Origin of the sequence: Colwellia maritima (assembly GCF_022669015.1) — a bacterium.
Classification (GTDB): domain Bacteria; phylum Pseudomonadota; class Gammaproteobacteria; order Enterobacterales; family Alteromonadaceae; genus Colwellia; species Colwellia maritima.
Map to the genome: position 1 here is coordinate 293,701 of NZ_JAKKSL010000004.1, position 21,624 is coordinate 315,324.

The following is a 21,624-nucleotide window of genomic DNA, read 5'->3' on the forward strand; positions in this document are numbered from 1 at the left end:
GTTAGGTGGTCGTTTAAATACAATTATTAACGATTTGCTAGTGATTACAGAACAAATCCCATTCTCTGAGCAAGTACTTCCGGTTAATCAACCCGTTGAAATACAGTTCAATCGTCATCTTGATTATAATCAGGTGATTGATAATGGGGAGCAATTATTTGAAGTAACACTCGATGGCGCGAAAGTTGATGGGTATGTCTCGCTAGAGACAACAAATGATGGTTCAAGATTATTCTTCCAACCAACTTCGTCTTGGCAAGGTAACAAACGTTATCGAGTAAGTTTATCAGGTGCGATTAAGGATAATCAGGGACAAAATCTTGGAGCTAATTACAGTTTCAGGTTTGTTGCTGACGATAACTTTACGCCAAGTATCTTAGATGTTCGACCAATGCTCGCTAACTGGCGAGGCGGTGAAGTCATTACGATTGTTGGTGAAAACTTTACCATGGATTCGACTATTAAAATAGGTGGTAAATTAGTTGAACAAGCCAATATTACCTCGGTTCATGATAATCAAATAAGCTTTCAGTTACCTGCTTTAGCAAATTCGCCACTCGATAACTTATTGATGGGCATAACCGTTAGTAATGGTTTATTAAGTGCTAGTCGCCGGGCAGCATTTACCTATATAGCCGATCCAAAAATAACTGCTATTGGCGCTTATAATCGTATTGAAGGCATATTTACACCTAATATTCATAGGTTTACTTTTAATGAACAAGAAATTGTTGCCATTTCGGGTACAGGATTTAGCTCATTCACAAAAGTAACCATTAATGGGAAAATTGCTAACGATGTTATTTTAGAAAGAGCCAACTTAATTAGTTTTAAATTACCAGAAAATACTTTAGGTCAGTTGTTAATTTCAGTGAGTAATCATGAAGAAAGAGTCGATGTATATAGTAATGAAGACTTATCTATTGAGTTAGCCTATGAATCTCAAATGAGTTATTCAGAGCAGCTTTATCGACATAATGATTTATTACTGTTAATTGAAAGCGCAGAAGATAATTCAACAAATTGGCGTTTAACGACTACAGCAGAAACTGATTTACCTCAGGTATTATCAACAGGTAATATAGCGGGTAGTGTTATTGATGTCGATATGAGTAACGAATATTTAGCGCTTGTTGTTGATGGTAGCCACCGACAAATATTTATTTATGATATTAGTAATGTTTATGCGCCTCAATTAATCAATCAGATCACTAATGAAGAAGGATTGCTGCTTGATAATATCAGCCTTATGGGAGATATATTAGTCGCATCAAATGCTAATCAATTGTTTAGTGGTTATATCCGCGGTCAGAATATTGAAACAAAAATACTGCCGGATGATGTGCTTGCCATCAATTATGATGAAGAGGGAATATATGTTCTTTATGAAACAAATATTGATTATTATGATGTTTCAAACTTAGCTGTTTTACATTCACGTTATGAACACTTTATCGCGAACCCGTTAGAGTTACTGAACAGTGGGCAACGAGTGTTAATTCGGTCTACTACAGAAATAGAAATAATTAATAGCTTTCATTTAAAAAACAATCAAGTAGAACCGCTCATTGGGCGAACCAAACATTAATCATAATCAAGCCATCTTTAATGGTGAGTTATTAGTATTACGTTCAACAAATGAAGATACCTTCCAAATTTTTGATATTGATTCACACGAACAAACGCTACAACTTAATCATTTAACTGATGTTAGAACTCAGGATACTAATGAACTTCACTTTACGAATTTTACATCTGATTTACTTGAATGGATTGAAGCAGATAGTACGCCAAACTCGGTTGGTAAGTACGTCAATATCAAACTACCATTTAATAACGTATCGGCTCTTACCCCTAATGAAATAACGAGTAAGTCTGATACCTTAGTTTTATCTATTAGTGGAGATTCGCGTAATTGGGAGTTAGCAGTGGTAAATGTTACACCTGCAAGTACAGGTGTTGCCTTGCCAGGGTTTAATCGCCCGTTAGGTAAAAAAGTTACCTTTGATGTTGTTGGTGCTAAATATCAATTAGGTGACATTTATAAAGTTAATTTCGCTACCAATCCACAACAAAGCATCCAAGGTGCACAAGTAAATATCGATTTACCGTGGTTCATATCAACGTCTGATTTGTTTGGTTTGGCGCCTACGCGCTTGGTGAATATTACGCCAAAAAATAGTATCACAGGCCGTTCTGTAAATTATCAGGTAACAGGTCAACAGTTAGAGAATATATCAACCCTTAAACTTGGTGAACTGATACTTACAGCAGGCGACTTTATAGTCAATGATCTTGGAACCGAATTAAGTTTTGTTGCTGCTTCTGACGTCTCAGGATTTAAAACACTGCAAGCATTACATTCTGGCAATATTGTCGCATCAACACTGCCTGCTGCGGTGTTGTTATCTCAATCTATACAAGTTACTGAAATAGTGACAGATAACCCCTTTGGAAGTGATTCACTAAGTGATAGTGGAGGTAATAAAATTACCATAACTGGCCTTGGATTAAATGGTGATTTGTCAGTTCATTTATTACCACTTAATGCGGGTGTATCTCCTTCTCAAAGCAACAAGTTAATACATCATTTCAGTAATGGCTCATTAATTATTGAGAACTCACCAACCACGAATTCTGCGCAGCAATATCAAATAGTTATCGTTAGAGAAGCAACGGATGAAGTTTATGTTGATGAGGTATTTATTCTCAATGCCATCGACGACACTCAGCCGCAACTAATAAAAGCAGAAGAGGATGAATCCCTAGTTTTATCATTTAATGAAGATGTTATAGCGACTGGTTTTAGTGTGATTAAGCAATTCAAAGATTATAGCGGTAATAGTGATCTTGATATTTCAAGTCACTTTGAATTAATCAATTTATCATCTAGCTCGGTTGCATTACGGTTACTTAGTGGTAAAACCCTTGATAACAACGCTAATTATTTACTTCATATCGAAGGGTTGGAGGACTTGTCTGGTAATGTATTAGCCAAAGGGCAAGTTAATGATATGAATAGACCGCTAGATGGTGTGTATAACTCTTCTTTCTTAGCTGAAGACACTTTACCGCCGCGTAATCTTAAAGTCGTGCGTGCATCTGATGGTGTTACCGTCAATGAAGCAATGTTATTAACCCGAGGGCGAGGCTATGATTTTGAAGTTACAGCAGAAGATAATTATACCAACCTAAGCAAACTTAAGTTTACATATCGATTGTCAACAGCGTTTGAGGCTCCTCAAACGGGCTCTATTGATATATTAGAGCAATCATTTAGTGAAGATATACTAGGAAACTATAATTATTTAGAGGTTCAATTGGATGTCACCGATGGAACAGGTTTTTCTGCTCAAACAGATTTTAGAGCGTCTTTACGTGATCCTATTGTCGAACTAGAAAGCTTTACGACTAACCCACTTGAAGCAGAAGAATCTGTTCGTGCTACATTGATTTTTGATTTAAGCGGTGATACCGATATGGTAAGCGTTACTCGTATGGGTGTTGATCAAATTCAAAATGGTCAGTCGATGGATGTGTTCAATAACTATAATGCTGTTAATGGCGTTGTAACTGGTTCATTTTTAAACCCTAAAATAAGAGATTTATTGCCTGAAGGGGCTACAATAGCGCCGGTAGAAATGACCAGTAAGTTGCTAGTTCAATATGGTTTTGGTTTCAGTAAAGTTTTCGAACAAAGTTATACGTTATATCTTGACCGTACTCCGCCAACGCTAAGTATCGTATCACCTGAAAATGGTGACTTTATTGCCATGGATGAAAGAACAGATGTACTAATTAAATCGTTTGATAAATATGGTATTGAAACTGTTGAAGTGTCAAAAAATGGAGGGCCGTTTGTTTTACTTGAAGACCCTTCACGTTATAGCTTTACAGCAAATGTTGATGACTTATCTACCGATATTACAATTGCAGCACGTGCAAGCGACCCTAACGGTAATGTTAGTCTGATTGATACCGTGACTTTGTATCCTTATGATGCAGAAGCAGGGGCGCCAAAAGTTGAGATTATCTCTCCAGATAATGGCAAAACATTCCATGAAAATGAATCAGTAATATTTGAAGTTTTATTAAGGAATGTAACCGAAGCTGAATTTTATTTAGACATAGGTGGCGTGGAAGCGAACCCTTCAACGGCTATTAAAATAAGTAGAGCAGTAGATGGTCCAGAAAGACAATTTATTACCGCATCAATACCCGAAGTAAGTGAAGATATTGTTGTGCTAGCACGCATTCAACGTGGCTCATTAAAAAGCTTTAAGTTTCTCAATATCTTAAATGATAAGGGAATTGAAGAAGAGGCTATTCTTAACGTTAAACCAAACCAATCAAATACTCAATGGTACGCAGTTACATGTTAATAGTATGGCTCCTGTGGATATGTTGGATTTTGATGAGTCTTCTCGAATTAGAATCTTCGATCCGATTGATGCGTTGAGTAGTAACGATGTTCCCGTTGGTCAGTATGTTATGACTGAAATTAATGCTAGTGGCTCAGAGGTTTTGGTTGAGTCTATATTGCGTGATAAATCAGGCAATGAAAACATAACTAACCACACCGTTAGTAAGCAGCAATATTTTACCGACGAAAATAGCATTGTTTACTTCCAATCGGCTAAAAATGAAAATATTAAATTCATTGACGCTATGGTCGGATTTACAAGCGATAGTGAGCTGCTTATGGGGATTAATCGACTCGACGGAGGGTACCGTATTGCTACTGCATCCGAAACCTTGTTCGATGTAAGTGAAGGGCAGTTAATTAACTTAATTTATACTGGAACCGGTATTGTTGCTCAGGTTAAAGTTAATGGTCAGCATCAACTTGATTTCTACGCACTCGAAAACACTCGCTTTAAAGCGGCTCAATCACAGTTAATCTATGGTGACATTCTTGGTGCATCAGGCAATACTATTTGGGTAAAATACGGTGATTTGATCGGCGCTACTACCGTTACAAACAATGGCTTTGTTCCTGTTGCGGGACTTTCACTTAGAGAGCCGCTGTTAGCTGCACATACCAAGGGTAATTATCTCGTTGTATTAACTGAATCAGGGCTTTATCAATACAACATTGATCTACAGAATATACCGCAAGTACATCAAACGTCTTATGTGGCCTTACCTGATCAATTAGGGTTTAGTCTTAAAGATAATCAGTTGTTGGTTTGGAATAATACTAAGTTAACACGTTATCAATTACTCAATGACGGTAGCTTGCTTACGCCAAACGATAACGTAACAGAAATTAGTGGTAACGTTTTAGCTTCTAGATTAGACGGAAATATAACTTGGTTAAAAGTAGACACTGACAAAGAACTTCAGTGGCAAGCCTATTTAGGTAATGAATTAGTCGGTTTGTTACCTGAAGAACAATTGAGAGATGATAGACTTTTTACAGCCAATCGTGGCTGACTACTTACAGGAGAGGGAGCGACTAATCCTGGTGATAGAATCCTATATCGTAGTATTGATGTTGCACTGGACTCAATAGCGACTCCTTTAGTTTCAGCTGATGTTTCACAAACAGTATTTGGTGTAGCTATCTCGGTAAGCGTAACAAATGAACCGATAGGTGCAAAAAATGTCACATTTGTTGATGGAAATGGCTTGAAACTCCCTACTCAATTACAGTGGGTTGCAGGGGAATTAAAGTGGTTTATTGCTTACGCTGATCTGTCTGATACGACAACAATAACTGTTAATGTACTAACCCATGCGGGTAAGTTTTCAGACAATGTGCTTATTGACACAACAAATAACAGTGTACTACCTACGGTTATTCCTGCAGATTCAGCAAATATTACTGAAAATTCACTAATCCCCGTAGTTGCAAATTATATTGAATCTGCTCAGATTAGTGAGCAGGTATTGGTTACGCATAATTCGCAATTTGAATTATCGCCATTATCGTCATCGGGCTATCAGTGGTTATCACTTGAAGATCTTGACAATAAAGCCATCAATATACGAGTTAACAATGGTCAACAACAAGATGTTCAACTTAATCTTGTGGCTAACGTCGCCGAACAATCAAATGTCATTGTATTGAGTCCTGATAATAATCAACGTTTTGAGGAAGGCGAACTTGCTAAAGTAGTGTATTCATCAAACAGCTTAGATAGTGACGTTTACCGTTTTACTCAAATCAGCTTATTTGATTTCAATCGTAATTTAGTCGCAACAGTATTAAGCAGCCAAGAAAGTGGAAAACTTGACATACGCCTGCCTAGTGTTGAACAGTTGGATACTTTTTATATCAATGTTCGAAGTTATTACGGCGAACAATTCCGATATAGTGACCGTGAAATTGGCATCCGAATAGCGCCAAAATTTCAGGTGCCTATGCCAGAATTATCGGGTATAACAAGTCAGGTATTTCTTTCGGGAGTAATGCAAATTATCATTTGCTTAATGAAGTTAATGATCAATACGTAACCCGTATTGAAGTGTTCAATGAACTGCAACAGTTACTTATATCTGATTCGTCATCGGTTAGCTTTACGGTTCCAGAAACAACAAATACGATTCGTGTTGTTGCAACTATCACTGATAATTATGGTAACCAACAAGAGGTTGCACATAATATTTCTGTTGTCTCAGCAATAGAGCCTCTTCTAATGGTTAACGATGAACCATTAGATCTCATCCTACCTGATGTAGGTAATGCATGGTTAGTGCGCGGCAGAAACATTTTTGACGAAAACGGCGTATTACAAGTCACTTTAGACAGTAACATTAGCGCTATTAGCCGCTTAACTGATCGTTTATTAGTCGCTTTAGAAGACAATCGCTTAGTTATTGTTGATCCTCTTGAGAACTTCCAAGTTGTGGGAACCTATGTAACTGACACGGTAATGACAGATATTGCCGTACTCAATACGCAAATAATGGCCATCGGTGATAACAAACTTTATGCTTTTAATAGCACAGGAAATGCCATCGAAGCGGCAGTGCTAAAAACCTCCTCAGTAGTAGGAAACAGCGAAAGTACCCGTAATTATGAACACGGTGAATCTGTACTTGAGGTCTCAGCTACAGCACAATCTTTTACCGTATTACGCAGTGATTCTCTGTTAACATTTACCACTGATTTTATTAGCGATGAAATACGAGTGCAGAGTATTCCTAATGCAATTACGATGGTAACGCATTTGAATACCACTTTTGTGTCTGCGGAAAATGGTGCTCTATACACCATCAATCAAAATGCAGAATTGTCTACAGCTGAACTTGCTATCAACACGGATAAACTTATTCGTTATGGCCAATACCTGATAGCACTTTCTGATGGGAGAAATGCGTTCCAAAGAATACATTTTATTAGCGTTAAAAGCCCTAGTTACCCAGAGCTGATAGCAAGTTATGACTTACCATTACCTGAGACTATATCAACAGCTAAGCTTTATGACGGGAAAGTTTATTTTGGTGACAATAGCAGCGTCATTGTTGATTTACAAAAGCCGAGTTACGACCCTGTGGTTATTTATAGTAGTAATAGTACCCGTGGTTATGCGCGTGATATAGCAATTAATAATGGTGTTATTTCGGTAGCAGCAGAACAGTTGGGTGCTCAATTATTACAATATAAAAATGGGCAATGGCATACAAATAATTACCCAAGCCAAGCCTATACAATTGCATCACATTTGACAGAAATTGATGATGATCTAATTTATTTAGCTCAACATGATCGCCGCGTAGTGGAATCACTGAATCGTTATTCAGTTTCATCTGATCAATTAGTTGGGGAAGCTGTTTTTGATAATATAATAGCGGAACATCTGGCATCCACTCCTACAAAAGTAGTTGCAACTACAGCAAATCAAATTCATTTGTCGGCAAAAGGAGACTTTACTCTTCGAGGTCGTGTTGACTTGCCAGTAGGTGAAAATATTGTTGCGTTAGTAACTCAAGGAGAAACTATTTTTGTTGCCACGGATAATCGCCGATTATATCGAGTGGTTGTTGGTTCACTACCGCTTAATGATTTTGAAGTAAGTATTAAAGCCCTGATAGATGGTGGTAACGACATAATCGAAAATCTAATCACTTCAGGTGATTACTTGTTCTTCCAAGTAGGAAAGAATATCCATAAACTTGATCTTAATAGTTTTGCCGATACTTCCCTTGAATTAACGGATAGCCTTGCTGTAACAGCCATGGTTTATGGTAACGGCCATGTTTGGTTTGCAGATAAAAGCAGCACAGCTATACGAATACGTCCAATTGATGTTGATACATGGTCAATTATCCCAGACTTCACTTACGAGTTAAGCAAACAAGTCACCGCAATGGCGATTGATAATGGCTTATTGGCTGTAGCAAAAGGTGATTTTGGGATAGAGCTACTTGATCTCGGACGATTTAACTCGGCAAAAACAGCCTTGTTGTCACCGATTGCCAGTCAAGTCTTTATACAAGGGCAGACCTTATCTCTATCGTTAATGGATACTACTAGTGTTAGTGCTGTTAATTACTATATAAACGGCGACTTAGCCACAGGTACTGATGAAGCGCCATTTGCCTTAGACTTATTGGTTCCTGCTAATTTACGTAATGGTCAGCCATTCTATATTTCAGCAGAAATTGAAACGATTAATGGTGACGTTATTGCTTTAAATGATAGGGAAGTTTTACTGCAAGGTGAAAACTTACCCGCGAATGGTTTTGACGTTATTTTGGTTGAACCACAACACGAGGGCTTAAGTTATGTACCCAAGCCTCTTGAAATTCGTGCAGAAGTAAGAAATAGCGCACAACCCATTTATCAAGTTGAATATTATGAAGCGGACTCTGTCGATGGCCCATTTAAGATCATTGGTAAACATTTTGGCCCAGAGTATGTCATTTACCGTGAATATGGTGTTGCTGATAGTGGTACTTATATAAAATTACGAGCAATTGATATTTTTGGTAATTTTACCGAATCGAGTCCAATATCTTTCACTCGTCTTGAAGATAACAATCAACCTCAATCAAGCCCATTTAGCATTGATGGACCACAAGTTATTGTTAATGGTAGTGCAACCAATGATATTTTTGACAATCATGACTTCACATTAAGCATGCAAGTGAGTGATCCTGAAAGTGGTATTGAATCGGCTATTCTTCGTCGCAATGGCATTATCGTCGCCGCTATCTTTGAGGATGGCAGTTTAAGCTTTAACGAAACAACAGCGAAAATTAATGACGTATTAACGTATGAATTAACGATGCGTGATAGTGCAGGCAACAGCAACATCGTCAGTGAAACCTATACCATTGTTGAAGATTTAGCGCCTGAAATTACGGTATTCTCGGTTACAAATGAGCCTGTTTTTGAGCAAGGGGCCTTTAACGTTAATTATGAGGTAACTGATCAAGTGGCCATTGAACGCATTGAATTACAATGGAATGGTTTTACTACCACGGTAAATGCTAATCACGTTAAAAGTTTATCGAAGCAGTTAGAGCTTCGAGATACTCGTGCTGAGCGCATTAATGCTGAGTTATCACAGCCTTTAACACTTAGAGTCATCGATGATATTGGTCAGGTAACAGAGCAAGTAATTATGGTTACCTTACAGCCTAATCAAAAACCAGATGCATCAAAGTTACTGGTTGATTATCAAGTTAACGGTATTTACGGCAATAATATGGAAATTCATGTAGGAGGTCTTAAAATTGCCAACGATGACAGCGAGAACATGCGCCTAGATATTATTGAAATAACAGCATTGTCTGAACATATTGTTAGTACAAAATCAGTGAAAATCGATGAAGTATCTAGATCAATTGTCCGTTTGCCATCAACAGATATCCCTAATAACGAATATAACTTTAAAGTTCGAATTACCGATTATCTAGGCCAAGTATCAGAAACAGACGTAATGACAGTATCTCTGACCAGTTCACCTAACGAGATTCGTTTCTTTAAAGAGGTTGTTCAGGTTAGCTATAACCCATCAGTGGTTAATGTTGATGAATCACCTATTTATCAAATTGAAGTGATTGATCATGCTAACCGCCGTGTCGCTAATCAAGATATTACTTGGCGATTAGTCAGTATTGCAACAGCAGACGAACCTGTAAATATAACTTTGTCTTCTTCAGTTTCAGATGTTAACGGTTTGGCATCGGCGGAGTTTAATACCGCTCAAATAGCAGGTGTTTATAATTTAAGGGCTGAATTATCTGCTAATGCTAATGTGCTAGTTGAACGGAGAATTCGAATAGATACGGGTGAAACCAGAGAGCTTCGTTTTGATTTTATTCAAGATGTGAAAGCCGGAGAGCTCTTTAATATCAATGTGAGCGCTCGTGACGAAGGTGGCAATATAGTCACTGGTGATTCAGCGACTAGTTTCTCAATTACACTCCCTTACCAAGGGTTTAATTTCGGTTTTGCCAATAACGTCATTATTACGCCGCTGATAACAGGTGGTGAAATGGCAACGGTTACCCTCTTTAATGGACAAGCGAGTTTTCCTGTTTCATCCATTACTGAGTCAGGGAGGTATTCTGCCAATGTAGATGTTATTGAAAACACTAATACTGACGTTACTTACCCTCTTACCCTTAACGGCACTAGTCAGGTAACTGATAAACTGAACTTTAATGTTATTCCAAAGCAGACCCTTTCCTAGTCAGATTAGAGAAAAAATCACAAACAAATCATCCGTTTGGCGAAGAATCGAATCTTGAGGTTGGTGAAGATGTTACGCTTTCAGCAACATTGTTGGATCAATACTACAACCGAGTATTTATTTTAAATCCATTAAATAATGCTCAAGATGCCAATTTGACCTTGTCTTTATCGGTAACGGGTCAGGCGACCATGAATGTTGATACTCTCGCGTTGGCACAAGGTTATGCAGAATTCACCGTCAGCGATGAAATCGTAGAAACGGTAAATGTAACAGTAGATAGTGTGAGTGATATTGAAAATAACAGTGGTTTAGTGCTTGAGACGTTACAAACATTTGTACCGATAGAGCTATCATTTAACAAGCGTAAGCCTGCAATTATTAGCGAAGAGTTTGTTTCGGGTATTAATACCAATGTTATTCCACTAGCACTGTATTACAGTGAAGTGGTTAATGACCTTGATGCCTCGTTAGTCAATATTAGCCTTGATGGAGCGATGGTAAATGGTAGCTTTGAATTGTTTACGGTAATGAATGATTCAACCAATAGTGAAGCGACACAACTTGTCTTTACACCAGATTCGGTATTTGAACTAGGGCGCTGTTACGATGTTGATACCACTAACTCATCTTTACGTGGCACGGCAGCTAATGACCCAGTACTTGCGCAAACCCTTAGTATATGTGCGCCACAGTCATTAATTTCAGTACCACAAAAGTTATACCTGCTAGAAGGTATAACCACGTCACTTAATTTATTGCTAGACGAACAACTGGATAGCGGTACTCTTACTGGGAATACGGTTGTTGCTAGAGTTGAAAACCAAGATTTATTGAACCCACTTGATTCAGAATCATTTGTTATCAGTGGTTCACAATTTGAAATCGCAATACCTACTCATACTGGTACAGATTTGGCCGATGGTCAGCAAGTACTAGTAAGCATAAGCAATTTAAATACAACAAACGAAATATCAATAACTACGGGTAATCGTCTGTTATTAACAGTCTTACAAGCTAACGGTGATTTCGATAGTGATGGTATTCCTAACGGTATTGAGTTTACCTTAGCGGACTATGATCCAAATAATGTTGATAGCGACGGCGATGGTATTAACGATGGTGATGAAGATGTTGATGGTGATGGATTAAACAATAGTGCAGAAATACAGGCTAATACGCAATTAGACAATAGCGACAGTGACAATGATGGGCTTAATGACTTTGATGAAGTCATTATTCATCAATCTGATCCTAATTTAGTCGACACGGATTTAGATGGTATTTCAGATTTTATTGAAGTGATATCTGAATCGGATCCAACCAATCCGTTAGAAGCGTTTGTTGACCCGTTCTATATTACTGGTATGCAGGTAACGCCATTAACCATTACGCGTGATTTAGCAACAGATTCTGCTCCAGTACAATTAGCAGTAACAGTTAACTTTGAAGACCAAGGCCGTATTGAAACGGTCGATATTACACAGCAAAGCAACTTATTGTCATTTGACACAGCCAATGAGCAAATTGCAACGGTTAACACCACAGGGCTTATTTCATTAATTGCCAGTGGAACGACTGAAATAACGGTAACCTTTATTGAGAACCCAGTATTGACTGAGACTGTGAGCTTAGCGTTAAGTTTAACGCAAATAGACCCTATTACTATGGAGCAAGAGCCTAATAACAGTCTTGAAACTGCTCAAAATATTGATACCTATTTCAATCTTATTTATTCGCCAGATATTGGAGATGAAACCACCAATACTTCAACCGTTATTCCTCATGTCAGTATTTCAGGGACAGGAGATGGTAGCTATGATTATTATCAGTTTACGGTTGTTACTGCAGACTCCCTTGCTGTTTTCGATATAGATGATGGTAATTTTGATAGTTATATCCGTTTATATAACCAAAGTGGTACTCTCATTGGCAGTAATGATGATGCAAGTATAAGCAAGGGGCAGGGAGGTAGCAGTTCTGGAGCTGAATCTTTCTATGCTCATATTTTCTCTATTCCTGGCGAATATACTCTTAAAGTCTCTCGATATTCAGATAGCGTTATTCAATCAGGTGATAGTTATACTCTGCACATATCATTAGAAAATGGTGGCTTTGCTGATACGGATAATGATGGTATTGCTGATGATTGGGAAGATGAGTATGGGTTAGATAAAAATGATCCTACAGATGCACAATTAGATAACGATTCCGATGGCTTAAATAACTTAAGTGAATTCAAGTCTGGAACTAATCCATTGATTGCGGACACCGATAATGACGGTTTAAGCGATAGCGTTGAAATAAACACATCCAAAACTAATCCATTATTAAATGACACAGATGGTGATACTTTATCTGATTTTGATGAATACTATACCCTTAAAACGAGCCCTTTTTTCGCCGATACTGATGGTGATGGTATTAATGATGCACAAGATACTATTGATGACTGGCTATACTTCTTTAATGGTGAAGCGGTCGGTGATTATTTTGGTAGCGTCGTTAGTGATCTTGGAGATGTCAATAATGATGGTGTAGTTGATGTCATTGTTGGTGCTCCACTGAATAATAACAATGGCAGTAATTCAGGCAGTGTCACTATATTCTCGGGCGCTACTGGCGAAGAACTGTATCGCTTTTATGGTGAATTCCCTGAGGATAACTTAGGACGATCCGTCAGTGATCTTGGCGATGTGAATAACGATGGGTTTGCTGATGTAATTGTTGGTTCTCAACGTCAAAATATGTTGATGGAAACGTCTATAGGAGTTGCGACTATATACTCTGGCGCAGACGGGAGTGTATTACATCGTCTCTACAGTGGCTCTAGTTTTGATGGTTTTGCCGAGTCGGTCAGTGCTCTTGGAGATGTTAATAGTGATGGCTTTGCTGACGTTATTGTCGGAGCGCCACAAGATAACACCCATGATACCTACTCTGGTAGCGCCATGATATTCTCTGGTGCTACGGGTGAGGTATTGCATAGTTTCTATGGCGAGGATAACGGAGATGAGTTTGGGCGTGCTGTTAGTGATGCAGGTGATGTCAATAACGATGGTTTTGCTGATGTCATTGTCGGTGCTCCGCAAAATGATACTAATGGTCGTAATGCAGGCAGTGCCATTATCTTCTCTGGCGCGACAGGTGAGGTGCTGAAAAGCTTTTATGGTGAATATTATTATGAAAACTTTGGCTACTCAGTCAGTGACGCTGGCGATGTAAATAAAGATGGTGTTACTGATGTTATTATAGGCGCACCGGGTGAAGGCTTTGAAGTCGCGGAGAGATCTATGCGAGGAGCTCAATCTGTAACACCTTTGCAATCAGCTGAAAGAATTCAGACGGATAATGGTAATGCCACCATATTCTCAGGAGCCACAGGTGAGGTTATCTATAGCTTTAATGGCGAAGCTGAGTACGACCAATTTGGAATATCCGTGAGTGGTCTTGGCGATATTAATAATGACGGTTATGCCGATGTTATTGTTGGGGCTCCTGAAAATGACACTAATGGTAGTGCGACTATATTTTCAGGTGTTGATGGTTCAACGCTTTTAACCATAGTTGGACAGAGTGATTATGCCGGCTTAGGTATTTCAGTTAGTGCTTTGGCTGATATAGATAATGACGGTTATCCTGAAGTTATTGTTGGCACTTATAAAAGTACCGCACGTATTATTGCTGTAAATAAGGATTGGGATGGTGATGGCTTAGTATTGTCGGCAGATCTACATCCTTATATTGATGATTTTCTAGACAGTGATGGTGATGGTTTAATGGATGTATTGGAGCTAGCTATTGGTACAGCCATCGATAATGTTGATACCGATGGTGATACACTTAGTGACTTTAATGAATACCATTCGCTTACATCAGATCCATTATTAGTTGATACCGATGGTGACGGTACTAACGATGCTGCAGACACCTTCGATAACTTGCTATATTCATTTAATGGTGAAGATATCAATGACAATTTTGGAGATGCGGTTAGTGATGCCGGTGATGTCAATAAAGATGGAGTGGTAGATATTATTGTTGGTGCTTATGGAAATGATACCAATGGTAATGATTCTGGCAGTGCTACTATACTTTCAGGGGCAACGGGTGAGGTATTGTATCAATTCTATGGTGAGTCTCCAAATGATGAATTAGGGCGTGTTGTTAGTGGTGCAGGTGATGTTAATAACGATGGCTACGATGATGTTATTGTCAGCTCACGAAGTAACCAAGTAATCGTAGACACTTCAGTAAGAGTGGCGGTAATCTTTTCGGGCGCAGATGGCAGTATACTGCATCGCTTTTCTAGTGCGTCTAACGATAACGATACTTTTGCAGGCGCTATCAGTGCTGCCGGTGATGTTAATAATGATGGTTATGCTGATGTGATTGTTGGAGCATCACGAAATGATACTAATGGGCAGTACTCAGGTAGTGCAACTATCTTCTCTGGTGCTACGGGTGAGGTAGTGCGTAGCTTTTATGGTGAGGCGGCCTATAGTTATTTTGGTAGCTCTGTTAGTGATGCGGGTGATGTAAATAATGATGGCTTCGGTGATGTTATTGTTGGTGCTTCTAATAATAGTGTAGGCAGTGCGACCATATACTCTGGGGCCACAGGTGAGGTATTGCACCGTTTCAGTTCTTCTAGTAATAATGGCTACACTAATGGTTTTGGTAGTGTTATTAGTGATGTTGGCGACGTTAATAATGATGGTTTTGATGATGTTATTGTTGGTGCGCCTTATAAAACGGCTAATGTTTATCAAACTGGCAGTGCCACCATCTATTCCGGCGGCACAGGCGAGGTACTGCATAACTTTGAAGGTGTAGCTTCACGTGATTATTTAGGAAGTTCAGTGAGTGGTCTTGGTGATGTCAATAATGATGGTTTTGCCGATGTTATTGTTGGAGTATCAGGAAAAGATAATAATGCTGAATTTTCAGGTGGTACTGACTCAGGTAGCGTTATTGTATTTTCAGGGTTTGATGGCTCAAGGCTATTCACTATATCCGGTCAGATAGAAGACGCACAATTAGGCAGCGCAGTGAGTTATTTAGGAGATATTAATAGTGATGGCTCCCCTGAAGTTGCTGTTGGAACCTTAAATAACACGGCTCACGTTATTTCAATTGTCAGCGAAGAAGTGGTGGAATAGAATTCCACGCCCAATAAATAGCCAATGGATAATATGAATCATCTCAGTAGTAGTTGTTGGCATTGATGTTTTAATGATAACATTCAGAACTTATGTAAGTTACTAATGTATAATAATTTTATAAAGTTGTATCAGTAGGTAAATAAAAATGAAACTAGTTAAAATTGCGGTAATTATCGCCTGTGCCTCGCTTGGTGCTTGCGATATGTTGTCTAGCAAAGATCTTGACAAGGAAAAGTTTGAAGCATATTTGAAACTTAAACGTATTCCTTTAGATGATAAAGCGCGTTATCAGCGCATAAAAAAAGAATACAATCAACGTGCGGCGCTAGTGGGCGCAATTGATCACACAAAAAAGCTTAAACAATTACAAATAGACACCGAAGTGGAACAATTTCGACAACAATTAGTTATTAGTCGTTATTTTGAACAATACCTAGCCGATGCGGTAACAGAAACGGGACTTCAGAACTTTTATAATCAGAATATTGAAAATTACAAAACCCGAAAAATACATGCTAGTCATATTCTTTTCCGTGTAAACCCCAAAATGGATGAGGTTGAACGACAAGCGTTATTAACCTCAGCCCAAGACGTTTATAGCAAAATAAAGAGTGGAGAAGATTTTTCAGAATTAGCTAAATCGCAATCACACGATAAAGTATCTGGTGCAAAAGGAGGCGATTTAGGTTGGATCAATCAAGGAGCTATATCCGCAGAATTTTCACAAAAAATATTTAATCTAAAGGCGGGCGAAGTATCAGTACCATTTTTAACGGCTTATGGGTATCACATAGTTAAAGTTATTGATGAACCACAAGAAATTACTAAGTCATTTGAAAGTGTAAAAGGTGATATTCGTTATCAGCTACGTAACCAAAGTAAGCAAGCTGAAATGGCAAGATTGATAAAATCGGTTGAGTAAATCGACAATATAACCATATGGTTACATCGAATTAACCCTATTTTTTAATACGCAGGAGTCATATATTGGCTCCGTAAAATTATTTACACCAGTTTCATTAATTTGGTGATCTATTTTGTACACAGGAAAAACAGCCAAGGACAAGGTTCTTATTTTAATAATTAGCAGTTTTAACTATTAAATAACAAAGTGTTGGCGGTTTTAACAAGTAAAAATGATTACATAGTTAGCGATAATGGTATTACATCAAAAATAATAAATACTGTAAAAATAATAAAAGGCTAACTATCGTGAATACATTACCTCAATCTATTACTATGTTACTCGCTAGTATTCTTCTGCTGAGTAGCTGCAATCGCGCTGAAGAAACTAAGCATGAGTCACCAATTGAGCAAAGCACTATTTTGGCTCATGTTAATAATGAGGTAATTACCGATGAAGATCTGCAATTTTTCATTAATAAAACCTTTGCTAATAATTCTTTAGCCATTAGAAATAAAGAAATAAAGAAAAACATATTAGCTTGATTTAGTCGCTTCAAAAGCAATGAAAATTGCAATGCAAGCAGAGTTATCCCAAGAAGAAATCAATGATATTAAACTAAAGACTCAACACTACGAAGAAGAGTTATTTATAAAAGAATACCTCAAACAATATGCTATTCCTGAGCCAGTTTCGTCCGCTATGATAAGTAGTTATTATCAAGAACACTTAGATCAATTTGGTCAAGTAGATGTGAAAACGGTAGAGATCCTGCAGCGTAAAACAAAACTAAACGAAGGTGAACGAGACACAATATTAGCTAGTCTACCAACGATTAATGCTCAAACTGATTGGCAAAACTATGCCGAAAACAAAGGCAAAAGCCTTGGCTTAAGTTATGTAAAAACAAGATTTACTCCAGGGTTATTCGATAAAAATATTGCAGAAGTTATAGAAAAAATGCAGGTAGGTGAAAAGTCAAAAATCACTTTTGTGCAAGGCCAACCTTACATTCTTAGAGTATTAGCAATACAAACATTACCGGCAAAACCCTTGTCTTCAGTAAACGCAGATATTCGTAAAAAACTCGCAGCATTACAGCTTAAAAAAGCGGTTAAAGAAAGCACAGAGCAAGTATTACAGCAAACGAAGGTTGTGTACGTAGAGTTAAATGAATAATGATTAGCAAAAACAGCAAAACAATAAAAAGGGAACTATTGTGAACACATTATCTAAAGCGACTATTGTGTTGCCGGGAGTATTTTCTTACTTAGTGGTTGTTTCCAGTCGGATGAAAAAAATGAGGCGCCCACAGAGCAAAATGCTAAAGATTCAGATGGCGATGGTGTTGCCGATAATGCGGATGCTTTCCCAAATGACCCTGCTGAAACGTCTGACTTAGATGGTGACGGTGTTGGTGATAATGCTGATGTATTTCCTGAGGATGCCACTGAAACGTCTGACTTTGATGGCGACGGCGTTGGCGATAATGCCGATGCATTTCCAGAAAATGACACTGAAACGTCTGACTTAGATGGCGACGGTGTTGGTGATAATAGCGATGCTTTTCCAGAAGATGAGACTGAAACGTCTGACTTAGATGGTGATGGCGTTGGCGATAATGCGGATGCTTTTCCAGAAGATGAGACTGAAACGTCTGACTTAGATGGTGATGGCGTTGGCGATAATAACGACGTTTTCCCCGAAACGGCCTCTGAAACGTCTGATTTAGATGGCGACGGTGTTGGCGATAATGCGGATGCTTTCCCAAATGATCCTACTGAAACGTCTGACTTAGATGGCGACGGTGTTGGCGATAATGCCGATGCTTTCCCTGAGGATGACACTGAAACGTCTGACTTAGATGGTGATGGTGTTGGCAACAATAGTGATGTAGACATTGATGGTGATGGCTTTATTAATACCCTTGAACAAGCAGCGGGTACAGACTTTTATAATATCAATGATTTTCCTGATGCAATAAAACCACAAATAGTATTAAACAGTGAAACCCCCATTGATATTGAAGCTGATTTTTTTATTGTGTCAGGCACGGCTACCGATAATGCTCAACCTTATTCAGGGGTAAAGTCAGTAACGGTTGAGTCTAATCAATACCCTGATGTTATATTGACTGGTAGCTATGACCCCGCTAATGGTGCTTTTACTATTGAAGTTCCGATAAAAGCATCAGAAAATATCATTAAGGTTACCGCTCAAGACTATTCTGGCAATAAAACTAATGCAGAGCTAGTAATTAATAGAGACCCATCGCTCACCTTTCTCAATATATTACCAACCAATGGTAGCTACACTACCAATGACACAACGGCAATTAGCGGTGAAATTTATTCACTTCTTCCGCTCAATGCCTTAACGCTTTCAATTAATGAATGGCAATTAACCCCAAGCGCCACCAGTAAAGTGAATGTTTACTCGTTTTATATGCCCAATATAAAGCTAGAGAATGGTTTAAATATATTCAACCTTGTGGTTAAAAGTACAAACAACAAACAAGCGCAAAGTGTGCTCAATATTCATTTTACCCAAGACAATGTAGAAGAGATCCCTGCGCCTCAAATTACCCTCACTCATGTTAGTGATGGTACCTTGTTAAATAAAGACACTTTTCGACTTACAGCATTAATTCAAAGTAGTGCAGGGCCGTTAACGGTTCAGTTAAACGGCAATACCCTTGTGCAGAGCACAGACGGGCTCTTACAATACCATCTGAATGAATTAATGACGTTTAATAATACCGATAATGGCACCACGGTCACTATTACGGCAACCGATAGCTTGAACAAAACATCGACAAAAGAATTTACCTTTTACCGAGACACAAAAGCGCCGATAATTTCACTAACAACACCACTTATTCCAGGCATAACGAACGAAGTGAGCGACTCCCTTTATGTAATAAATGGCACGGTAAGTGACGAACACTTAGCGAGTATGCTCGTTAATGACCACCGGTTATTTTGCAACCCAGTAGCCCTGAAAATTCCTACACGTTTTCAGTGACAATACCCATTGCGAGCCAAGCCACCGTGCCCGTATCAATCTCGGCTTATGATCACAATAGTAATAACACCACACTAGATTATCTATTACATAACAGTGCGACAGCGTCTTTAGAGTCGTTAATGCCGGCGGACAATAGTGAATTTGTAACCCAAGGCGAGCCCATTGTTGTGCAAGTGGCAGCCCGTGTGCATGGCTTAGTTGGTACTGAAATAGCAACCGTTCAATATTTATTAAATAATGATTTAAGTTCGCCCGTTACTATGGATATCAGCGGTACATTAGCAAGCGGTATGGTAACGTTGCCCGCGGTGGCGTCACAGATAAACATTATTATTTCACTGCACAACCAAAATGGCGAGCTGATCACTCAAAGTAAAATCAAGGTGAGCATCGCCTCCTTTACTGATATTCCTGTTGAAGTAATGCGTATAGAGCCAGTGAACAACAGTGATTTTATTGAGCCCAATGCGCCTATTGAGATTTATTTTAATCGCGAGATAGACTTAAGCTTATTATCAGTGCAAGTGCGTGAAACCTTACACGGAAAAACCTACCTCAAAGATGATAACTTAGGCGAAGATTACCTGAGCTCAGAAGGTTATAAATTAGTGGATGTTCATCGAAACCTCATGCCGGTTTTGGGTAAAACCGAGCTTAACCCCGGCGGCACAGGCGTTGCTTTTTACGCAGACAAACTGTTTGGTTTTAACGCCGAGGTTTATGTTGACGTGATGTATAACGCAAAGGAAATATCACGGTCATTTTTTTCAGTCAGAGAATTACCAACCTTAATTAACGGCGCAGTGGCAGACCAATTTGGGCAACCATTAGCCGGTGTAGCCGTTGAAATTCCTGAACTTGGTCGTAAAACGATTACCGATGGTGACGGCGGCTTTGCGTTTGGTTATCAAGAAACGGGTGAGCAAGTTATACCCAGTGGCCAGTATAGTTTAACAATCAATAAAAACTTCACTACACCTAACTTGGGCATGTTAAGCACCAAAATCAGTGTACAGAAAAACTATGGTAACCAGTTAGAAAGATTCACATTACAAGAGTTAGACCGCACTATCGCCTTTGAGAATATCCGTAGTGGCCAAATTAACACCCTGGTTGGCGGCGACTTAATACTTGACCTGACCCAAGCTAAGGTACTTTTTGATAACGGACGCACCGAGGGGTCAGCCCATCTGCAATTTCTACCGTTTGAGCATATTGGTACAAACATGTGGCCAGGCGCCGTACCCTTATGGCTATATTCAAGCCAACCTAAAGGCGTTACGGTTGAAGGTAGTACGCACTTAACACTAAAAATTCCTAAACTGTCAGGCAGTTATAACTACATAAACCCCGCATCATACCCTTATGTTGTGTTAGTTGGTTACAACGCTAACCAAGAGGTGATTGAGCCCATTGGGGTTGGCCGAGTTGACAATAACAAGGTGGTTAGTGTTGGTAGCGTTAACCTAACCTCATTAGACTTTATTGGTTACGCCCAAGTGCATCAGAATTTAGCAGAAACCTTAATAAGTTATGCCCAAGGCGAGCTGTCATTACAACAATTAAAAGCGCAATTACAAGCGGCAATTCAGGGAAAAGGTTGAGACACATGATGAGTCAATTAATGCGCGTTATAACTACCGTATTCACACTAATAAAAGCGAGTTGTTTTGATAAAAAGCGGGCCATGTTATGGACTATGCTTTGCCTGTTTTCTTCTAGCTCTGTATTTGCTATATATGGCCCTGCTATTTACGTAGGTCTTGTACCTAATCTTTGGGACAAAACATGGTTATGTGATGGCACGCTCTGTGGTGCTTGACCCCGCAACCAATGAGCCTATTTTAGTGAACTACAATACCGATGGCACAGAGGCGGT

13 protein-coding genes are annotated in these 21,624 nt (G+C 38.8%); 12 read left to right on the forward strand and 1 reads right to left on the reverse strand.

Annotated elements, in window-relative coordinates:
- Positions 1–40: 40 nt before the first annotated feature.
- The 9 genes from L3081_RS19940 (at position 41) to L3081_RS19980 (ending at position 17,897) form a co-directional block, all read left to right on the forward strand.
- On the forward strand, positions 41–1,588 hold the full coding sequence (locus tag L3081_RS19940) for an IPT/TIG domain-containing protein (RefSeq protein ID WP_242288005.1): 1,548 nt from the start codon (positions 41–43) through the stop codon (positions 1,586–1,588).
- Positions 1,569–4,382, forward strand: coding sequence for a hypothetical protein (locus tag L3081_RS19945; protein WP_242288007.1), 2,814 nt, complete (start codon positions 1,569–1,571; stop codon positions 4,380–4,382). Before L3081_RS19940 ends, L3081_RS19945 begins: the two co-directional genes overlap by 20 nt.
- Before the next feature lie 4 nt (positions 4,383–4,386).
- Positions 4,387–5,436, forward strand: a complete 1,050-nt coding sequence (locus tag L3081_RS19950) for a hypothetical protein (RefSeq protein ID WP_242288009.1) — start codon at positions 4,387–4,389, stop codon at positions 5,434–5,436.
- Between the two features lie 195 nt (positions 5,437–5,631).
- Positions 5,632–6,459, forward strand: a complete 828-nt coding sequence (locus L3081_RS19955; protein WP_242288011.1) for a hypothetical protein — start codon at positions 5,632–5,634, stop codon at positions 6,457–6,459.
- On the forward strand, positions 6,429–10,649 hold the full coding sequence (locus L3081_RS19960) for a hypothetical protein (RefSeq protein ID WP_242288013.1): 4,221 nt from the start codon (positions 6,429–6,431) through the stop codon (positions 10,647–10,649). The genes L3081_RS19955 and L3081_RS19960 overlap by 31 nt, the downstream gene beginning before the upstream one ends.
- A 92-nt stretch (positions 10,650–10,741) precedes the next feature.
- Complete coding sequence (locus L3081_RS19965; RefSeq protein WP_242288014.1) at positions 10,742–15,811, forward strand: beta strand repeat-containing protein; 5,070 nt, start codon at positions 10,742–10,744, stop codon at positions 15,809–15,811.
- Between the two features lie 148 nt (positions 15,812–15,959).
- On the forward strand, positions 15,960–16,736 hold the full coding sequence (locus L3081_RS19970) for a peptidylprolyl isomerase (protein ID WP_242288016.1): 777 nt from the start codon (positions 15,960–15,962) through the stop codon (positions 16,734–16,736).
- Positions 16,737–17,026: 290 nt separating this feature from the next.
- Complete coding sequence (locus L3081_RS19975) at positions 17,027–17,263, forward strand: hypothetical protein (RefSeq protein ID WP_242288018.1); 237 nt, start codon at positions 17,027–17,029, stop codon at positions 17,261–17,263.
- 19 nt (positions 17,264–17,282) lie between these two features.
- Positions 17,283–17,897, forward strand: coding sequence for a peptidyl-prolyl cis-trans isomerase (locus L3081_RS19980; protein ID WP_242288020.1), 615 nt, complete (start codon positions 17,283–17,285; stop codon positions 17,895–17,897).
- 62 nt (positions 17,898–17,959) lie between these two features.
- Here the strand turns inward: L3081_RS19980 and L3081_RS29235 are convergent, their stop codons facing one another.
- Positions 17,960–18,619, reverse strand: a complete 660-nt coding sequence (locus L3081_RS29235; protein WP_420839767.1) for a hypothetical protein — start codon at positions 18,617–18,619, stop codon at positions 17,960–17,962.
- Positions 18,620–18,761: 142 nt separating this feature from the next.
- On the opposite strand from L3081_RS29235, the gene L3081_RS19990 reads away from it, so the two are divergent.
- From L3081_RS19990 to L3081_RS20000, 3 genes are read left to right on the forward strand one after another with little or no spacing between them, the layout of a single operon-like run.
- Positions 18,762–19,742, forward strand: a complete 981-nt coding sequence (locus L3081_RS19990; protein ID WP_242288022.1) for a hypothetical protein — start codon at positions 18,762–18,764, stop codon at positions 19,740–19,742.
- A 26-nt stretch (positions 19,743–19,768) separates the two neighbouring features.
- Positions 19,769–21,349: a carboxypeptidase-like regulatory domain-containing protein gene (locus L3081_RS19995; RefSeq protein ID WP_242288024.1), complete on the forward strand. Its 1,581-nt coding sequence runs from the start codon at positions 19,769–19,771 to the stop codon at positions 21,347–21,349.
- A gap of 5 nt (positions 21,350–21,354) precedes the next feature.
- Entirely contained in the window at positions 21,355–21,567 is a 213-nt protein-coding gene (locus L3081_RS20000; RefSeq protein ID WP_242288026.1) for a hypothetical protein, read from the forward strand.
- Positions 21,568–21,624 lie beyond the last annotated feature (57 nt).